Raw genomic sequence first — 15,860 nt, 5'->3', positions numbered from 1 at the left:
AAAAAAAGAATGTGCTATTTTAACGTAAGCGTCCTGAAGACACAAAAAAACAGCTTGAAAAACGCCATACACATCTTACAGGACGCTGCAATATGCCCAAACCAACCTTAGACACAAAGTCTTTGAGCTTCTTTTTTTCAGCCAAGCAAACGCCTTATTGACCCAAAAATGGACGATTACATATTTCATCGCGAAATAGATACAAAAAGATATATGACAGTTGCCGCAATGAGGTTTTCCACACTGGATAAATTAAGAATTTAAGCAACTTTCTTTGTAATGACTTCATACAACGGTACAGTTAAAACTCAACATGTCATAGTCGGCAATCATACATTTATAGGTAATCCATTTTCTATATGGTTATTTTTTAATCCACTTTTATATTTTTGAAATATACCTATATCCCATTAAAATAAAAAATCAATTGCTAAGTTAAGTAAATATTGCTTTTTTACACAAATACACTTGATAAGCCTGACTACATCCATTACTATTTGCCCTCAAATTCCATATTGAAGCTGTCGTCTTCAACCTCTGCCTGCCTTTTCCTCGTGATTTTCTTAGAAAAATCAGACTCTCGAGCAAGCTGAACTCTCAACCGATGGGTTGTCGCCGACATTCGTAACCTAAAGCCATAGGGCTTTTCGGCAAAAACCATTCGGTTAAGCATTTCATGCTTATGCCTTGCTTTTGCTGTTTTCTATACACAGGAATGGTATTATGACCATCACATTTGCAGATTTAAATCTAAACGCAAACTTAGTTCAAACAATTACTGAAGCTGGCTACGTCTCTCCAACACCAGTACAGATGAAATCGATTCCTGCTGCGTTGGAAGGCCATGACTTATTGGTTTCTGCGCAAACAGGCAGCGGTAAAACCGCAGCATTCTTATTGCCATCATTAGAAAAATTACAAGCACGCAGCGACAAACCCGGCAAAGGTCCTCGCGTATTGATTTTGACGCCAACACGCGAATTGGCACAACAAATTGAAAAAAATGCCCAAGTTTACGGCGAAAACATGAAATGGTTGCGCACCGTGACTTTGGTGGGTGGTACCTCTTTTGGCTTCCAAACTCGTGCCTTGAGCCGTCCGATTGATATCATTGTTGCCACTCCAGGCCGCTTGATGGACCACATGCGTCAAGGTCGTATTGACTTCTCTCGTTTAGAGTTGTTGATTTTGGACGAAGCGGACCGCATGTTGGACATGGGTTTTGTAGAAGACATCGAAACCATCGTGGCTGCAACTCCTGAAGACCGTCAAACTTTGTTGTTCTCTGCTACTTTGGATGGCGTTGTGGGTAATATTGCTCGCAAAATCACCCACGAACCACAAAGCATCGAAATCGAACGCGTGCAAGAAGAAAGCCGCATCGAAGAACAATTGATGTATTGCGATGACTTCCGCCACAAAGACCGTTTGTTAGACCACATCTTGCGCGATGCCAACATCGACCAATGTGTGATTTTTACAGCAACCAAAGCATTTACCGAACAATTGGCTGACCAATTGTACGAAAAAGGCTACGCAGCAGAATGTTTGCATGGCGACATGCCACAAAGCTGGCGTAACCGTACTTTGAACAACTTGCGTACAGGTCGCACCAAAATCTTGGTAGCAACCGACGTGGCTGCCCGTGGTATTGACGTTCCAACGATTACTCACGTCATCAACTACGACTTGCCAAAACAAGCCGAAGACTACGTTCACCGTATTGGTCGTACTGGTCGTGCAGGTCGCAGCGGTATCGCGATCAGCTTTGCCGAAGTCAAAGAATACATGAAAGTGTCTAAAATTGAGCGTTACTTAAAACGCCAATTGCCAGAAACTGCGATTGAAGGCATGGAACCCACTCGCCGCAAACCAAAAGCAGGTGGTGCTGGTGGTAATGGTCGTCGTGGTGGCCGTCCTAATGGTGGTTTCGGTGGTGACAAACGCCGCTCATTCGGTAGCCGTGATGGCAACCGTGATTCACGTCCTCAAGGCGGTTTCGGTGGTGGTCGTGACGAACGCCGTGGTGGTGATGAACGTCGCAGCAGCGATGAGCGTCGTGGCGGTGATGAACGTCGCAGCTACAACAATGACCATCCGTCATCCCAAGGTGAAAAACGCGAAGGTGGTCGTCGTGAAGACAGCCGTCGCAGCGAAGGTGGTTACCAAGGTCGTCGTGAAGACAATCGCCGCAGCGAAGGTGGTTATCAAGGTCGTCGCGAAGACGGCGGCGCACCACGCAAATCATTCGGCGGCCAACGTGATGGCGCACGCAAACCTTTCAGCGGTAACGGTGAAAAACGCGAAGGCGGCTACAAAGGCGGCAACCGTCGTCCTTCTTCTGACCGCGGTTAATTAAAACGGCTGTTTGAAATCTAAAAAGCGTCCTGTAAATATTTACAGGACGCTTTTTGATATGTTCACGCATAAATACCATGACCTAGCACTTTCTGCACCAGTCACCAGCTTACAAAATAAACCTCAATAGGCGTTTTCATACCCAAATCCTGATGGGGTCTTCGTTCCTTGTAAAACTGTATCCAAAGCAGTTGTTAGCGAGCCATTACATGAATCCAAGATGAATGGTATTGTCTAAAAAACGTCTTATTCATGTTTACAGGACGCTTGTTTTTCGATGGAATGATTCATCCAACATTCAAATCACTGTTTTCTCACCGCCGTACCATATGCCAACACCTCAACCACACCACCTGTTTCAGTCAATTGCGTGGTGATTAAGCGCAAACCCATAATGTGGTTTAAACCTGCGGCTTGCGCATCTTGTTTGACGCGCAAAATGGCTTCACGTCTGGCTCGTTCGACCACTGTTTCATAACTGCCGATTCGACCACCCAAAAAATTGCGAATATTGGCCAAAACCAATTTGAAATAATCGTTCGCCAAAACCACATTGCCACTGACAAAACAACCTGCTTCATCACTGCGGCTGAATTTATTGGTGTCTATGCTGATGTGTGCCAAGGCTTTTTCTTGCTCATCCAAAGAGCGCCAATGGTCTCGTTCGGCTTTGCGACCAAAAAACCAACCTATGCCAAACAAACTCAAAAAAACAATGATTTCCAATAACATCTGGCTTCTCCCATGTTAACGTGCAGTGACCATGACAGCCGTACCATACACGAACAATTCCGATGCCCCCGGGGCAATATTGGATGTCGAAAAACGAATTCCGACAATGGCATTGGCACCCAAGGTTTGCGCTTTGGCCACCATCCGATCCATCGCTTCTTGGCGTGATTCTTCTAATAATTCGGTATAGGCCGTCAGCTCACCGCCCACAATATTTTTCAGTCCCGCCAAAAAATCTCGCCCCGCATGCTTGCTGCGCACCGTGCTGCCATAAACCACATCCAACTGACGGACAATCTCATGTCCCGGCACGGTTTCCAAATTGCTCAATAACATGTTCTCTCCTATACGATTAATTTTCATCTGTTAAAAAAGGCTTTTGTGCCAATAAAACATGGGCTTTTTTCACCAACTCGCGCCTATGAATCAAGATTGCTCCCAATGCGATGGCACGATCACGCTCGGCCCAAGTAATGTCATAATGCGGCAAACGTGAAGCCGCATGAAAACGTTGCTTGGGCAATTGCAACTGCTGTAAAGCAAATGCATGCATTTCTTCCCAAGAATCTGCCAACAAATGACACCTATCTTGACCGTTTTTGACAATGCGCATGTCGTCTACCCAAACCGTCATACACACCACCTTTCTGGCTAAAAACACATCATGGCACACTGTTTTGCTGAACGACAAGCATAAAAAAAGCGGCCTGTAAGCCGCTTTAACATCTTGGTGCTTTATTCGTCTACGGCACCCGAAACTTTTTTCACTTGTTCTATCGAAGAATGGCGAATATCAATGCCTTTGGCCAAATACACAACATGTTCCGACACATTCAAAGCATGATCACCAATGCGTTCAATCGCTTTGAACATGAACAACAAATCCAAGCTGGTACCAATAGTGCGTGGATCTTCCATCATATAAGTGATTTGCTGACGCAATAAATTGTCATATTCACGATCGAGCACAATGTCTTCTTTACTCAAAGCCACAACAACCGTGGCGTCCAAACGTGCAAACGCATCCAATGCACTGTGCACCATGCCCAATGAGCGTTGTGCCAAACGTTGTAAATCTTGAAATTGATGCGGCAATACACCATGTTTTGCAAGCAAATCTCTGCCATACAAAGCAATCTTTTTGATTTCATCTCCCATGCGTTCCAAATCAGTGATGATGCGAGTTACCGTCAACACCAAACGCAAATCGCCTGCCGCAGGTTGACGACGGGCAATAATCAATTGACATTGGTCATCAATACTCACTTCCATCGCATTGACTTGGGCATCGGCAGCAGAAACTTCCTCCAAGATGGCAATTTGACCTGTTTCCAAACCGTGCATCACTTGTTGCAATTGCTGCTCAATCAAGCCACCCATTTTCATCACTTGCGTGCGCACCGTTTCCAACTCTTGGTTAAACTGAGATGAAATGTGTTCTGACATATTCAAATTCCCTTTGCATGGTTTCAATACTGTCTGGCAGTATAAGGACACTCAGTGACATATTTATGACAGACCATCAAGCAGATTGTTTTTTGATGTCATTTAAGGCTTTGCTCAAATTCTCTTGTAACAATTCATCCACCATCGTTGGAATTTCTGCGGCCAAATTTTCTTGTAAACGCTGAACCAAGAAATGGGTTTGCTTGGTCAATTCTGTTTTCACCAAACCGGTTAACATGTCCACAAAATAAGGCTGCAAGCGTTCGGTCAATTGTGACAACAAATCCGCTTCACTAATCACACTGATGACGGCATCGTCCTCTTCAACTGGCATATGAAGATGCACATGAATCGGTGCATACATGGCGTTGTGGGCCAATGCATCAGGCTGCGTTACAATTTCAGGTACAACCGTCACTGCTGCTTCGTCGCCCTCAACCGCTTCAGGCTGTGTCTTCAGCCACATGACCGTTTCAGTATTGGCGCCTGCCACATCAGATTGCAAAATAGATTCATTGTGTTGCTGCCAATCTTCTTTAAACACAATGTGTGCTTTGCTTGCCTTGGTGTGTTTCGATGTTTGGCGGTCTTGCCACAAAGACAAAAAGCCATCTAACAAAGTCACTTTTTCTTCTGGTGTCAACGCGGTTTTTTGTGCCACCTCTTCGGCTTTAGCCAATAATGCAGGATCAATTTCATCCGTTTCGGTTGGCTCGTGTTTCATTGCTTTTGGGGTCAATGGCGCTGGTTCAACATACCAAGGATCAATCGGTACGTTTTTAGCAGCCTCTTTCAATTGTTTCATCTGCATTTGCAAAGACAATCCAGCCGATTCATCCAATAGCAAAGAGTCGGTTCGCACAGGCGCCGCAGTTGGCTCAATCAAATGGTGCTCTTGTTCAACCAGTGGCTGAGCCACCTCTTCAATATCCACCAATAATTTAATCAGTGGTTGTGTTTGCGGCTTGGCTTTGGGTTTAGATGCACTTAACGCAGCTGGCACATCCTTAGACTCGATCAAAGGTGCCGCAGTCACCACCACATCGACGGCCGCTTCATTCGATTGCGCCAAGGTTTCCAATACCAATTGATTTAAATCATCGGTCACTTCTTGTATCGAAGCAAATACCATCTCATTAGATGTTTGAGTGGACTTAGACACTTCAGCTGTTTCGGTTTCAGCTGCTTCGGCTTCAGCTGTTTCAGTTTCAGCTATTTCAGTTTCAGCTGTTTCAGTTTCAGCTGTTTCAGTTTCAGCTGTTTCGGTTTCAGCTGTTTCGGTTTCAGCTGTTTCGGTTTCAGCTGTTTCGGTTTCAGCTGTTTCGGTTTCAGCTGTTTCGGTTTCAGCTATATTCACCAAGGTAAGCAATGGCACATTGGCTTTTGCAGCTTCTTGCACAGCGACAAATACTGCTGCATCTTCGACTTTTGGCAAAATTTCTTCATTTTCAGGCAATAAAAGCTTGTCAACAATCGCCTTGGTCACGATTTCTTTAACATCAGCGTCCTGAATAGGTTTTGTCACCGTTTTTTTCGCTTTATTGGTCGCCTCTTGCATGTGCAAAGTGACCGAATCCAAATCCTTGCCTGCTGCAATGGCTTTAGCAGCAGGTTGGTATAAATGTGTGGCTTTAACCGAAGTAACTTTCAGCACTCCCGACAATGCCGAATGCTCTACTTGGGCAAATTGAGTCACTTGAGGCTTTGCCAATTCTGCAATCGGTGTTAAGCGATCTTCTTTATGATAGCGACGCTGATTGCGCAGCTGCTCCAAGCCTGCAATCCAATCGTCTTCTAAATCATCAACACCCAAATCCAAGCCTGCATTAGGCTCTAAAATGGCATCTTTCAAATGTTGTGTAAAAAACAATTGTGAGTCGAACACATCCGATGCCTCAGCATCATCCAACTCAGTCGATTTTTCTGTGGTGGGTTTGGCTTCTGTTTCAATAGGTGCAGGTGACTCAACCGCACGCTCTTGACTCAAACTCATGGTGTTTTTAGCTTGTGCATCCCATTCCTCTTGATAAGACGCAAGCAATTGTTTCTCTGGCACATTCACATCACCTGTATCTTCATTTGCCAAGTAAAATACCAAACTTTTATTCGGTTGCATCACTTACCACCCTTCAGCCATCGCCATCAAAACCATTTTCAAAATCCATGAATATCATTATGACATTATATACAAATATTTTAACATTAATCTGACATAGTATTGAGACAAGTTTACAGGACGCTTGGAAGCCATCACTTATGCAAGCAACCTGACAAAATGCTGTGACACCGCTACAATAACCATTTTCATTGTATGGATTCAGACCATGTTAGATATTCAAGTGTTGCGCAACGACATGAACCGCGTTATCGATGCCATGCAAAGCCGTTCGTTTGCTTTTGATGCCGATGTCTTTGCACAATTAGATGAGCAACGCAAACAATTGCAAATGACCGCCGAAGAATTGCAAGCCAAGCGCAACCAAGTGTCCAAACAAATTGGCATTGCCAAAAGCAAAGGTGAAGACATTGCCCCTATCATGGCACAAGTAGGCTCTTTGGGCGAAGAACTCAAACAAGCTGAAGAAGCTTACAAAAACGTACAACAACAATTAGACGATTTATTATTGCATTTGCCTAATTTGCCACACGAATCTGTGCCTGTGGGCAAAAGTGAGAATGACAATGTCGAAGTGCGCAAAGTGGGCACGCCTCGCACCTTTGATTTTGAAGTCAAAGACCATGTCGATGTCGGTGCGCCTTTGGGCTTGGATTTTGAAACAGGTTCTAAATTGGCAGGTGCACGTTTTACTTTGATGCGCGGCCAAATTGCATTAATGCACCGTGCATTAGCACAATTCATGCTCAATACCCACACTTTAAAACACGGTTATACTGAGCATTACACGCCTTATATTGTGAATCCTGAAATTTTGTATGGTACAGGTCAATTGCCTAAGTTTGCCGAAGACATGTACGCAGTACAATCAGGCGACACCGAAGTTGATACTCAAAAACAATATTTGATTTCAACTGCTGAAATCACTTTGACCAATACCGTGCGTGAAAGCATTTTAAAAGCCAGTGATTTGCCAATTAAAATGACTGCTCACTCACCATGTTTCCGTTCAGAAGCTGGCTCTTACGGCAAAGACACACGCGGTTTGATTCGCCAACACCAGTTTGACAAAGTAGAAATGGTACAAGTGGTTCATCCTGAAACCTCTTATGCCGCTTTAGAAGAAATGGTAGGACACGCTGAGGCGATTTTACAAGCTTTGGAATTGCCATACCGAGTGATTACCTTGTGTACAGGCGACATGGGTTTTGGCGCGGCCAAAACATACGATTTGGAAGTTTGGGTACCCGCTCAAAACACTTACCGTGAAATTTCAAGCTGCTCCAACTGTGAAGACTTCCAAGCGCGCCGCATGAAAGCACGTTTCAAAGATGAAAATGGCAAAAACCAATTGGTACACACTTTGAACGGTTCGGGTTTGGCTGTGGGTCGTACTTTGGTGGCGGTATTGGAAAACTACCAACAAGCCGACGGTTCTATTACCGTACCAACCGTATTGCAACCATACATGAATGGCATCACCGAATTGCGTGCTTAAATGCAATGACAAAATTGTTTAGGAGACATCATGAAACGTGTTAATCCCTCTTCAGGCAGCGAAGAAGACTTGCAAAACTTCAATGAACAGCGTTTTTTGCAAAAATTGGCACGTTTTGCCGTCACTCTAGGCAAACCGGTCATTGAACAAATTTATGCTTTGTATTTTATGATGCTGTCACCTGACACACCGATGAAAAGCAAATTGATGATTGTCGGTGCTTTGTTATATTTTGTCAGTCCTATGGATGCCATTCCCGATTTACTGGGTCCTTTGGGTTTTAGCGATGATGTTGCGGTCATTGCTTTGGTCTTCAAGCAATTGAAAGATGGCATGTCTATCGACATCAAAGCCAAAGCGCTGGAAGCAACTGAAAAACTGCTCAAAAAAGTGCAATCTTAAATCACCCAGCATATAAAAAGCGTCCTGTAACATTTACAGGACGCTTTTTTATAGACTCTGATTTTATTTCAAAGCTTGCAAACCCATCACTTCATTTAAAAAGTTGGTAAATGCAGGATTGGTGGGTTTGTTTTGCATATTCGGCCAACGTTGGCTCCAACCGCTCAAAGCATTTTGAATCAAACGCTTAGATTGATCGGTATTGATTTGCCCACTTTGACTTTGTGTCGCAGCACGCAAATACACGGTATACACATTGTCATCCACACTATTGTGTCCGACCAATTTAACACGATATTCATTTAACAATTGTGCTGCTTGCACTTTGGTCAATTCGCCTTGACCCACACGTATGCTCAATTCATTGGCACGATTACGAATACTTGCCACATCAGACCAATGGTTTGCAGACAAGCGGTAAGGTGTCACTGTATTGGTTGGGATCACTACCACACCCGTATTACCTTGATTGGTGTGGTTGCTTGGACGATTGCCGCCACCAAACAAATCGTTGGTTAACGTCGTGGTACAAGCAGTTAAGGCAGAACTCATGGCCAATACAGACACAAGAAGTTTGAATTTTTTCATTACTATCAATATTCATCCAAAAAGTCACGCCTTAACTTACCGCATTTTGACCTGTTTAACAAGTATTAAAACGACTTAAGCCAAATTTTCAAACAAAGCGGTAGACAAATAACGCTCACCGTTTGAAGGGATAATCACGACAATATTTTTGCCTTTGTTTTCAGGACGCTTGGCCACTTGTACTGCTGCCCACACCGCCGCACCTGAAGAAATACCCACCAAAACACCCTCTTGTGAACCCACTGCACGTGCTGTTTCAAAAGCCGCTTCGTTTGGCACTTGTACAATTTCATTGTAAGCATCAGTATTCAAAATCGCTGGCACAAAACCTGCACCAATGCCTTGAATCGGATGTGGACCCTTAGCACCACCTGACAAAACAGGAGACGCAGCAGGCTCAACCGCAATGATTTGAATGTTTGGATTTTTCTCTTTCAAGACTTCGCCCACACCTGTAATGGTGCCGCCTGTACCCACGCCAGCAATCACGATATCTACTTGACCATCGGTATCGTTCCAAATTTCCAAAGCAGTCGTATTGCGGTGTACTTCTGGATTGGCTGGATTTTCAAACTGTTGTGGGATGAAGAAACTGTCAGGATTGGCTTCTGCCAATTCTTTGGCTTTGGCAATCGCGCCGCCCATGCCTTCAGGGCCAGGGGTCAATACCAACTCTGCGCCATAAGCACGCATCAACATGCGACGTTCACGGCTCATGGTTTCAGGCATGGTGATGATCAATTTGTAGCCACGCGCTGCACACACCATAGCCAAACCAATACCCGTATTGCCAGAAGTAGGCTCTACAATGGTGGTGTTTTGGTTGATTTTGCCTGATTTTTCAGCTGCATCCAACATCGCCACTGCAATGCGGTCTTTTACGCTAGAACCTGGGTTAAAAAATTCCAATTTTGCATACACATTTGCCTCTGCACCATCGGTCACGCGGTTCAATTTTACCAATGGCGTGTTGCCTACCAACTCAGTCACATTATTTGCAATATTCATATTCATCCATCCTTGAGACGTTGATTAAATTTGATTGAATTCATTATGGCGTTTTTGTAATGACCCACTAAATTTCTGCTCAGGTATTATTCCATCTAGGAGATACTAAAATGAGTAGCCAAATGAGTGATGAAAACAAACGTTGGAGTGCCAAACGCAAGAGTGCATTGGTATTGGAAATCATCCAAGGTAAGACCACGGTAGCCGAAGCTTCTCGGCAATTTGATTTAACGCCATCTGAATTGGAAAGCTGGGTTGATCAAGCTAAAGAAGGTATGGAAAACGCTTTGCGAGCCAAACCTCGTGATGTGCGTCAGCAATACGAAAAGCAAATTCACCAATTACAGGCCGCTTATGGTGAAGCGATGTTGGAGCTGCGTGCGCGAAAAAAGTTGGAGGAATGGTTGGAGCGGGACGAGAACTGATTTGGCGTTTGCATGAACAGTTTGCATCTGATGGTGTTCACGTCAGCATCAGCCGCTTGTGTGCTTGGTTTGGTGTGGCTCGTCGTTCAGTGTATTACCGACCACATCGCAAACAGCCAGTGGTAAAAGAATGCTATTCAGAACCGATTAAACAATTGATTGAAGAACAACCATCATTTGGTTACAGGACGGTTGCTGCTTTGCTGAGTATGAATAAAAACACTGTCCAACGTGTGTTTCAGCTCAAAGGTTGGCAAGTACGTAAACGCTCAGTCGGTCGCAGACCTCGGATTCAAGCGGTGCCATCCAAAGCACAGGAGCCAAATCAACGTTGGTCTACAGATTTGTGTCGGGTTTGGGGTGGTAAAGATGGTTGGCTCAGTCTGGCTTTGGTAATGGATTGCCATACCCGTGAATTATTGGGCTGGCAACTTTCCAAAACTGGTAAAGCCAGTACGGCTGTGAGTGCATTGGAACACGCTTTGATCAGCCGCTTTCGCTGTTTGGGCAAGGTGCCTGAACGTTTCTTATTGCGTTCAGACAATGGTTTGGTGTTTACCAGTCGCAAATATACTGCGTTGGTGAGCAGTTATGGTTTGCAGCAAGAATTCATCACACCGCATTGCCCACAGCAAAACGGCATGGTGGAAAGATTGATTCGCACCATTAAAGAGCAATGCGTTCATCGCTACCGCTTTGAGAGTTTGCAACATGCCAATCGTGTATTGAGCGATTGGATACAGTTTTACAATGAACGAAGACCTCATCAGGCATTGGGTATGAAAACTCCTACTGAAGTCTATCGATTAAGCTTGTGACTTGTGCAGAAAGTGCTAGGTCATTACATTTTTTACACACAGGCGCAAAGAACATAAAACTATATCTATATACCATCCATGTAACTGTTTGATGTCATTGTGCAGATTTTGACCACCATGTTTTCAAAGGCCAATTGATGGGATCGTAATACAATGGCAAAGGCTGCGCTTGCTCAAATTTATCCCAATACACCATGCGCCATTGGTCACTATACCATTGTGGTACCACATAATATTCATGCCGCAATACCCTGTCTAAAGCGCGCGATACATCCACCAACTCTTGACGGGTTTCAAAGTGTTCAAAACGCTTGAGCAACGCATCAATCGCCTCGTTACACGTACCGGCACGATTGCGTGAAGAAGGTGTCTGCGCAGCAGCACAACTGTGCATTTCTGCTTGCTCATTGCCAGGGCTTTGGCTTTGTCCATAATTGTGCGTGATGATGTCATAATCAAAACTTTGTACCCGTTTTTGATAAATGGCGCTGTCTACCAAACGCAAGCGTAGCGTAATGCCCAATTTAGCCAAGTCCCGTTGCCATTTGGCACTGACACGCTCAAACGTCTTGGCATTGGTTAAAAATTCCAACACTATCGGTTTGCCTTGTTTGTCTAACAATTGGCCATTTTGATAACGATAACCGCCCTGTAACAATAAAGTACGCGCCAACAATAAATTCGGGCGCACGCCTAGCACAGGCGACACCACCGCAGGCATAGGCACCGCTTGGGTCAACACTTCAGGACGCAATTTGTCTTGTAAAGGCTTTAAAACTTGACGCTCACCGTCTGAAATCATGCCCGTTGCCGCCAATTCGCTATTACTAAAATAACTGTAAGAACGGGTATACAAGCCATAAAACATTTGCTGATTGATGGTTTCAAAATCAAAACTCAAAGCCAAAGCTTGGCGCAACGTGCGATCATCCAAAGGCGCGCGGCGCGTATTCATCACATACGCTTGCAAACCTGCATTATTGGAATGGGCAAATTCTTTTTTAACAAAGCCTCGCTCATACAAGCTCGGATTGTTGTATGAGCGTGCCCAGTTTTTGGCACTGTTTTCATACGACACATCAAATTGAGCCGCTTTCAAAGCTTCTAAATAAGTCGTCGGATCACGGTAATAACGAAAACGCACTTGGTCAAAATTCCAAAAGCCTTGTCGAATGGGCAACGCATCTGCCCAATAATCGCTGCGACGTTGGTATTGCACCAAACGGTTGTATTCAAATCGTTCTAATAAATAAGGACCTGAGCCAATGGGCAACACGGTTGCGGCTTTGCCCAAACCATCGGGATAACTTTTGTGTGAAAAAATCGGAAACTGTCCCAAAATCAAATGCAATTCAGCATTTTTTTTGGCAAAATCAAATCGCACTGCTCGCTCACTCACCGCCACCACATCTTTGACATCCGCATAATAAAAACGGTAAAACGGTGAGGCCGCTTCATCGGTAGTCAAGGTTTTGAACGACGCCACCACATCTTGAGCCAAAACCGCATCGCCATTGCTAAAACGTGCTTTGGGATTCAAAGTGAATGTCACCGACAAGCCATCTTGCGCCAAAGCAATGTCTTGCGCCAACAAACCGTACATCGCAAACGGCTCATCCCAACTTTCTGTCATCAACGTATCAAGCAACAAACTGTCGCCAAACGCCTCAGCACCTGCCAATTTACTGCCTTTGAGCAAAAATGGATTGAGCGTATCAAAATCGCCCTGTACGCCCAAACGCAACATGCCACCTTTCGGTGCTTGCGGATTAACATAGGCAAAAGATTGCTTACCCGAAGCGTATTTGGCTTGCGTACCCAATGCCAGACCATAAACACCTGCAAAACTGACCTGACTCAAACACAACAATACACCCGTGATTGAACCAATATAGAGCCCTTGTTTGAAGCCTTGAAAAATGGTTTTGAACATGCTTGTTTATCCACACTCACCGCAGTAAAAAGCCTGCTTGTTTCTTAAATTATAGCTAAAATTCACCAACTTAAAATTTTTTATGCACATTGAATGAATCCTGTCGAAAAAATTACCTCTACATAAAATTAAGTAATGGCACTAATTGAATCTATCTGTTTGCAGTCATTTGTGAGTTCATTTGAGTAAGTTTGTTGAAGCAAGTCATTGGAGTCGGTATCACAATTGGCTTATAATCCACGCTAATTTAACTCATGATACCGTATAAGGATAATTTTATGGGATTTTTGCAAGGCAAAAAAATTCTAATCACTGGCATGATTTCTGACCGCTCGATTGCTTATGGCATCGCTAAAGCTTGTCAAAACCAAGGTGCAGAATTGGCTTTCACATTCGCCGTAGACAAACTCGAAGACCGTGTGCGCAAAATGGCCAAAGAGTTTGGCTCTGAATTGGTATTTCATTGCGACGTTTCTAGCGATGATGAAATCAACCAATTATTCGTCGATTTAGGTCAACATTGGGATGGTTTGGATGGTTTGGTACATGCCATTGCATTTGCGCCTAAAGAGGCTTTACATGGTGATATTTTGGAAAGCTTAGATCGCGAAGCCTTTGCCATCGCCCATGATATTTCTGCTTACAGTTTCCCTGCAATGGCCAGAGCAGCACGTCCCATGATGCAAGGTCGTAACAGTGCTTTGTTGACTTTGTCGTATTTGGGCGCTGTTCGTGCGATTCCTAACTACAACATCATGGGTATGGCCAAAGCCAGCCTAGAGGCATCTGTTCGCTTTACCGCTGCGGCAGTAGGCAAAGAAGGCATTCGCTGTAACGCCATTTCAGCAGGTCCTATCAAAACTTTGGCAGCTTCTGGCATTGCCAACTTTGGTCGCTTGTTAGGTCATGTGGCATCTCACAATCCATTGGGTCGCAACGTAACTACCGAAGAAGTCGGCAACGTCGCTGCATTCTTGTTATCCGACTTGGCTTCTGGCATCACAGGTGAAATCACTTACGTCGATGGCGGTTACAGCATCAATGCGTTGAGCGTTGAAGAAGGTCAGTAATACACTGTTTGCTTTCAGTCTTACCCAACACCCATGGAACCCTTGGCAAAATCACAGTCAAAAGAACTCATGCGTGTTGGGAATGTATATTTCTGATCCACATGATGCAAAATCATCAGATTTTCAAATAATCAATGGACAGTGGTCATCATACTGCTCATATATTCATTGTGGAGGAGTAAAAAATATGGTTCGTAAATTTGGCACAGAGTTACGCGAATTTTTAATGCGTGGCAACGTCATTGACTTGGCGGTTGGTGTGGTCATCGGTGGCGCATTTGGTACCATCGTCAAATCATTGGTTGATGATGTCATCATGCCACCCATTGGCTTGTTATTAAACGGCGTTGATTTCAGCGAATTGTTTATCACCTTGAGCGATGGCAAAGGAACAGGCGATTACGCCACGCTCGCAGCCGCACAAGCTGCAGGAGCTGTGACTTTGAATTATGGTTTGTTCATCAACGCCATCATCCAATTTATGATTGTTGGCACCGCCATTTTCATGTTGGTGCGCACGGTGAATAAATTGCATCGCAAAAAAGAGGAAGAACCAGCAGAAGTCACCACCAAAGAATGTGGTTTTTGCTTTACCGAAATTTCCATCAAAGCACATCGTTGTCCACATTGCACATCGCAATTGGACAATGTCAGCGATGCCCAATAAGCGTCCTGTAAACTTCAAAAAGCCGCTGCTTATATTGCAGTGGCTTTTTTTTCATCATGCATTTACACATCCAAACTGGATTTTTTCATTTGCCAGTTTTCATACGCTTGCGCCAAAGCCAACAAAATGGTTGCTGTCACACCCCAAACAATGTGTTGATGCGGAAATTGTACGGTGTAAAACAATTTTTGATGGCGTTCTATTGGATAAGGGCGGTAGTTTTCAGGACGCATTAAATCGGCCAAAGGAATGCGAAACACCGTTTCCACTTCATCAGGATTGATGCTCATCTTCACCGCTTCATTCAAAACCCCAATCACCGGATGCACTTCATAAGCACTGATGGTCGGTAAAGGTGGCAACTGCCCATAGACGGTAATTTGCTGTGATGCAACACCCAGTTCTTCTTCGGTTTCCCGCAAAGCCGTGGCAATCAAGCTGGCATCTTCTTCATCTTTTTTACCACCTGCAAACGACACTTGTCCCGCATGTTTTTGCAAGCGACTAGAGCGAACGGTTAAGATAACTTGCGGAATTTTCAGGTTTTCAATCAATACCAATACCGCAGCTGGCTTAAACTGTTGCATGCCCAATTCAAAAAACCATTGCTTTTGATCGGCCAAATTGGGGTAATTTATTTGGCTCAAATCGCTTTGTACAAAGGTTTGCCAATCATGCCAATCCAAAAATGCTTTCGTCATCTCTAGACATTCATCCGAAAAACAAGCAGTATAACCTGTAACAAACATGTTGATGACAACAAGCGCTAAGATAATCTGCTAACTATGTAAGTGTATTT

Annotated in this window: 15 protein-coding genes and 1 pseudogene; 7 read left to right on the top strand and 9 right to left on the bottom strand. The window is 44.2% G+C overall.

Annotated elements, in window-relative coordinates; translation table 11 throughout:
- Positions 1-723: 723 nt before the first annotated feature.
- Positions 724-2,031 (top strand): annotated as a pseudogene (locus ADP71_RS04935) (DEAD/DEAH box helicase); the annotation flags it as partial.
- 630 nt (positions 2,032-2,661) lie between these two features.
- Here ADP71_RS04935 and ADP71_RS04930 read toward each other — a convergent pair.
- From ADP71_RS04930 to ADP71_RS04910, 5 genes are all read right to left on the bottom strand, one after another.
- Positions 2,662-3,090 (bottom strand): YbjQ family protein, encoded by a 429-nt coding sequence (locus ADP71_RS04930; RefSeq protein ID WP_019958932.1) that lies wholly within the window; start codon positions 3,088-3,090, stop codon positions 2,662-2,664.
- A 15-nt stretch (positions 3,091-3,105) separates the two neighbouring features.
- A complete protein-coding gene (locus ADP71_RS04925) occupies positions 3,106-3,426 on the bottom strand; it encodes a YbjQ family protein (RefSeq protein WP_104931626.1) in 321 nt (106 codons plus the stop codon).
- 16 nt (positions 3,427-3,442) lie between these two features.
- Positions 3,443-3,724 (bottom strand): DUF4031 domain-containing protein, encoded by a 282-nt coding sequence (locus ADP71_RS04920; RefSeq protein ID WP_104931625.1) that lies wholly within the window; start codon positions 3,722-3,724, stop codon positions 3,443-3,445.
- Positions 3,725-3,825: 101 nt separating this feature from the next.
- The gene (phoU, locus tag ADP71_RS04915) at positions 3,826-4,536 is read right to left on the bottom strand and encodes a phosphate signaling complex protein PhoU (RefSeq protein ID WP_019958929.1); all 711 of its coding nucleotides are present in this window, start codon (positions 4,534-4,536) and stop codon (positions 3,826-3,828) included.
- Between the two features lie 76 nt (positions 4,537-4,612).
- Positions 4,613-6,652 (bottom strand): hypothetical protein, encoded by a 2,040-nt coding sequence (locus tag ADP71_RS04910; RefSeq protein ID WP_171460937.1) that lies wholly within the window; start codon positions 6,650-6,652, stop codon positions 4,613-4,615.
- Positions 6,653-6,860: 208 nt separating this feature from the next.
- Between ADP71_RS04910 and serS the strand changes: the two genes are divergently transcribed.
- Together serS and ADP71_RS04900 are read left to right on the top strand one after the other, a co-directional pair.
- A complete protein-coding gene (gene serS / locus ADP71_RS04905; RefSeq protein ID WP_019958927.1) occupies positions 6,861-8,150 on the top strand; it encodes a serine--tRNA ligase in 1,290 nt (429 codons plus the stop codon).
- 30 nt (positions 8,151-8,180) lie between these two features.
- Positions 8,181-8,552 (top strand): YkvA family protein, encoded by a 372-nt coding sequence (locus ADP71_RS04900; RefSeq protein WP_019958926.1) that lies wholly within the window; start codon positions 8,181-8,183, stop codon positions 8,550-8,552.
- A 63-nt stretch (positions 8,553-8,615) separates the two neighbouring features.
- Here ADP71_RS04900 and ADP71_RS04895 read toward each other — a convergent pair whose 3' ends face one another.
- Together ADP71_RS04895 and cysK are read right to left on the bottom strand one after the other, a co-directional pair.
- Positions 8,616-9,149, bottom strand: coding sequence for a hypothetical protein (locus ADP71_RS04895; protein ID WP_026353635.1), 534 nt, complete (start codon positions 9,147-9,149; stop codon positions 8,616-8,618).
- A 66-nt stretch (positions 9,150-9,215) separates the two neighbouring features.
- Positions 9,216-10,148, bottom strand: coding sequence for a cysteine synthase A (cysK, locus tag ADP71_RS04890; RefSeq protein WP_171460936.1), 933 nt, complete (start codon positions 10,146-10,148; stop codon positions 9,216-9,218).
- 110 nt (positions 10,149-10,258) lie between these two features.
- On the opposite strand from cysK, the gene ADP71_RS04885 reads away from it, so the two are divergent.
- On the top strand, positions 10,259-10,573 hold the full coding sequence (locus ADP71_RS04885; RefSeq protein ID WP_104931416.1) for a transposase: 315 nt from the start codon (positions 10,259-10,261) through the stop codon (positions 10,571-10,573).
- Positions 10,549-11,391, top strand: coding sequence for an IS3 family transposase (locus ADP71_RS04880; RefSeq protein ID WP_104931415.1), 843 nt, complete (start codon positions 10,549-10,551; stop codon positions 11,389-11,391). Before ADP71_RS04885 ends, ADP71_RS04880 begins: the two co-directional genes overlap by 25 nt.
- 94 nt (positions 11,392-11,485) lie before the next feature.
- On the opposite strand, the gene ADP71_RS04875 is transcribed toward ADP71_RS04880, so the two are convergent.
- Complete coding sequence (locus ADP71_RS04875; protein WP_104931622.1) at positions 11,486-13,324, bottom strand: extracellular solute-binding protein; 1,839 nt, start codon at positions 13,322-13,324, stop codon at positions 11,486-11,488.
- A gap of 278 nt (positions 13,325-13,602) precedes the next feature.
- On the opposite strand from ADP71_RS04875, the gene fabI reads away from it, so the two are divergent.
- The gene (gene fabI / locus ADP71_RS04870) at positions 13,603-14,394 is read left to right on the top strand and encodes an enoyl-ACP reductase FabI (RefSeq protein WP_019958922.1); all 792 of its coding nucleotides are present in this window, start codon (positions 13,603-13,605) and stop codon (positions 14,392-14,394) included.
- A gap of 187 nt (positions 14,395-14,581) precedes the next feature.
- Positions 14,582-15,061, top strand: coding sequence for a large-conductance mechanosensitive channel protein MscL (gene mscL, locus ADP71_RS04865; protein WP_019958921.1), 480 nt, complete (start codon positions 14,582-14,584; stop codon positions 15,059-15,061).
- Positions 15,062-15,123: 62 nt separating this feature from the next.
- Here the strand turns inward: mscL and ADP71_RS04860 are convergent, their stop codons facing one another.
- A complete protein-coding gene (locus ADP71_RS04860; RefSeq protein WP_019958920.1) occupies positions 15,124-15,762 on the bottom strand; it encodes a CoA pyrophosphatase in 639 nt (212 codons plus the stop codon).
- Positions 15,763-15,860 lie beyond the last annotated feature (98 nt).

The organism is Vitreoscilla sp. C1 (assembly GCF_002951955.2).
Taxonomy (GTDB): Bacteria; Pseudomonadota; Gammaproteobacteria; order Burkholderiales; family Neisseriaceae; genus Vitreoscilla; species Vitreoscilla stercoraria.
The sequence above is the reverse complement of the archived record's forward strand: the minus strand, read 5'-3'. Positions and strand labels throughout refer to the sequence as shown.

Excerpts from the sequence above, each read along its gene's own strand:
- ADP71_RS04930 (WP_019958932.1), bottom strand. The coding sequence starts at position 3,090 with ATGTTATTGGAAATCATTGTTTTTTTGAGTTTGTTTGGCATAGGTTGG.
- ADP71_RS04925 (WP_104931626.1), bottom strand. The coding sequence starts at position 3,426 with ATGTTATTGAGCAATTTGGAAACCGTGCCGGGACATGAGATTGTCCGT.
- ADP71_RS04920 (WP_104931625.1), bottom strand. The coding sequence starts at position 3,724 with ATGACGGTTTGGGTAGACGACATGCGCATTGTCAAAAACGGTCAAGAT.
- phoU (WP_019958929.1), bottom strand. The coding sequence starts at position 4,536 with ATGTCAGAACACATTTCATCTCAGTTTAACCAAGAGTTGGAAACGGTG.
- ADP71_RS04910 (WP_171460937.1), bottom strand. The coding sequence starts at position 6,652 with ATGCAACCGAATAAAAGTTTGGTATTTTACTTGGCAAATGAAGATACA.
- serS (WP_019958927.1), top strand. The coding sequence starts at position 6,861 with ATGTTAGATATTCAAGTGTTGCGCAACGACATGAACCGCGTTATCGAT.
- ADP71_RS04900 (WP_019958926.1), top strand. The coding sequence starts at position 8,181 with ATGAAACGTGTTAATCCCTCTTCAGGCAGCGAAGAAGACTTGCAAAAC.
- cysK (WP_171460936.1), bottom strand. The coding sequence starts at position 10,148 with ATGAATATTGCAAATAATGTGACTGAGTTGGTAGGCAACACGCCATTG.
- ADP71_RS04885 (WP_104931416.1), top strand. The coding sequence starts at position 10,259 with ATGAGTAGCCAAATGAGTGATGAAAACAAACGTTGGAGTGCCAAACGC.
- ADP71_RS04880 (WP_104931415.1), top strand. The coding sequence starts at position 10,549 with ATGGTTGGAGCGGGACGAGAACTGATTTGGCGTTTGCATGAACAGTTT.
- ADP71_RS04875 (WP_104931622.1), bottom strand. The coding sequence starts at position 13,324 with ATGTTCAAAACCATTTTTCAAGGCTTCAAACAAGGGCTCTATATTGGT.
- fabI (WP_019958922.1), top strand. The coding sequence starts at position 13,603 with ATGGGATTTTTGCAAGGCAAAAAAATTCTAATCACTGGCATGATTTCT.
- mscL (WP_019958921.1), top strand. The coding sequence starts at position 14,582 with ATGGTTCGTAAATTTGGCACAGAGTTACGCGAATTTTTAATGCGTGGC.
- ADP71_RS04860 (WP_019958920.1), bottom strand. The coding sequence starts at position 15,762 with ATGACGAAAGCATTTTTGGATTGGCATGATTGGCAAACCTTTGTACAA.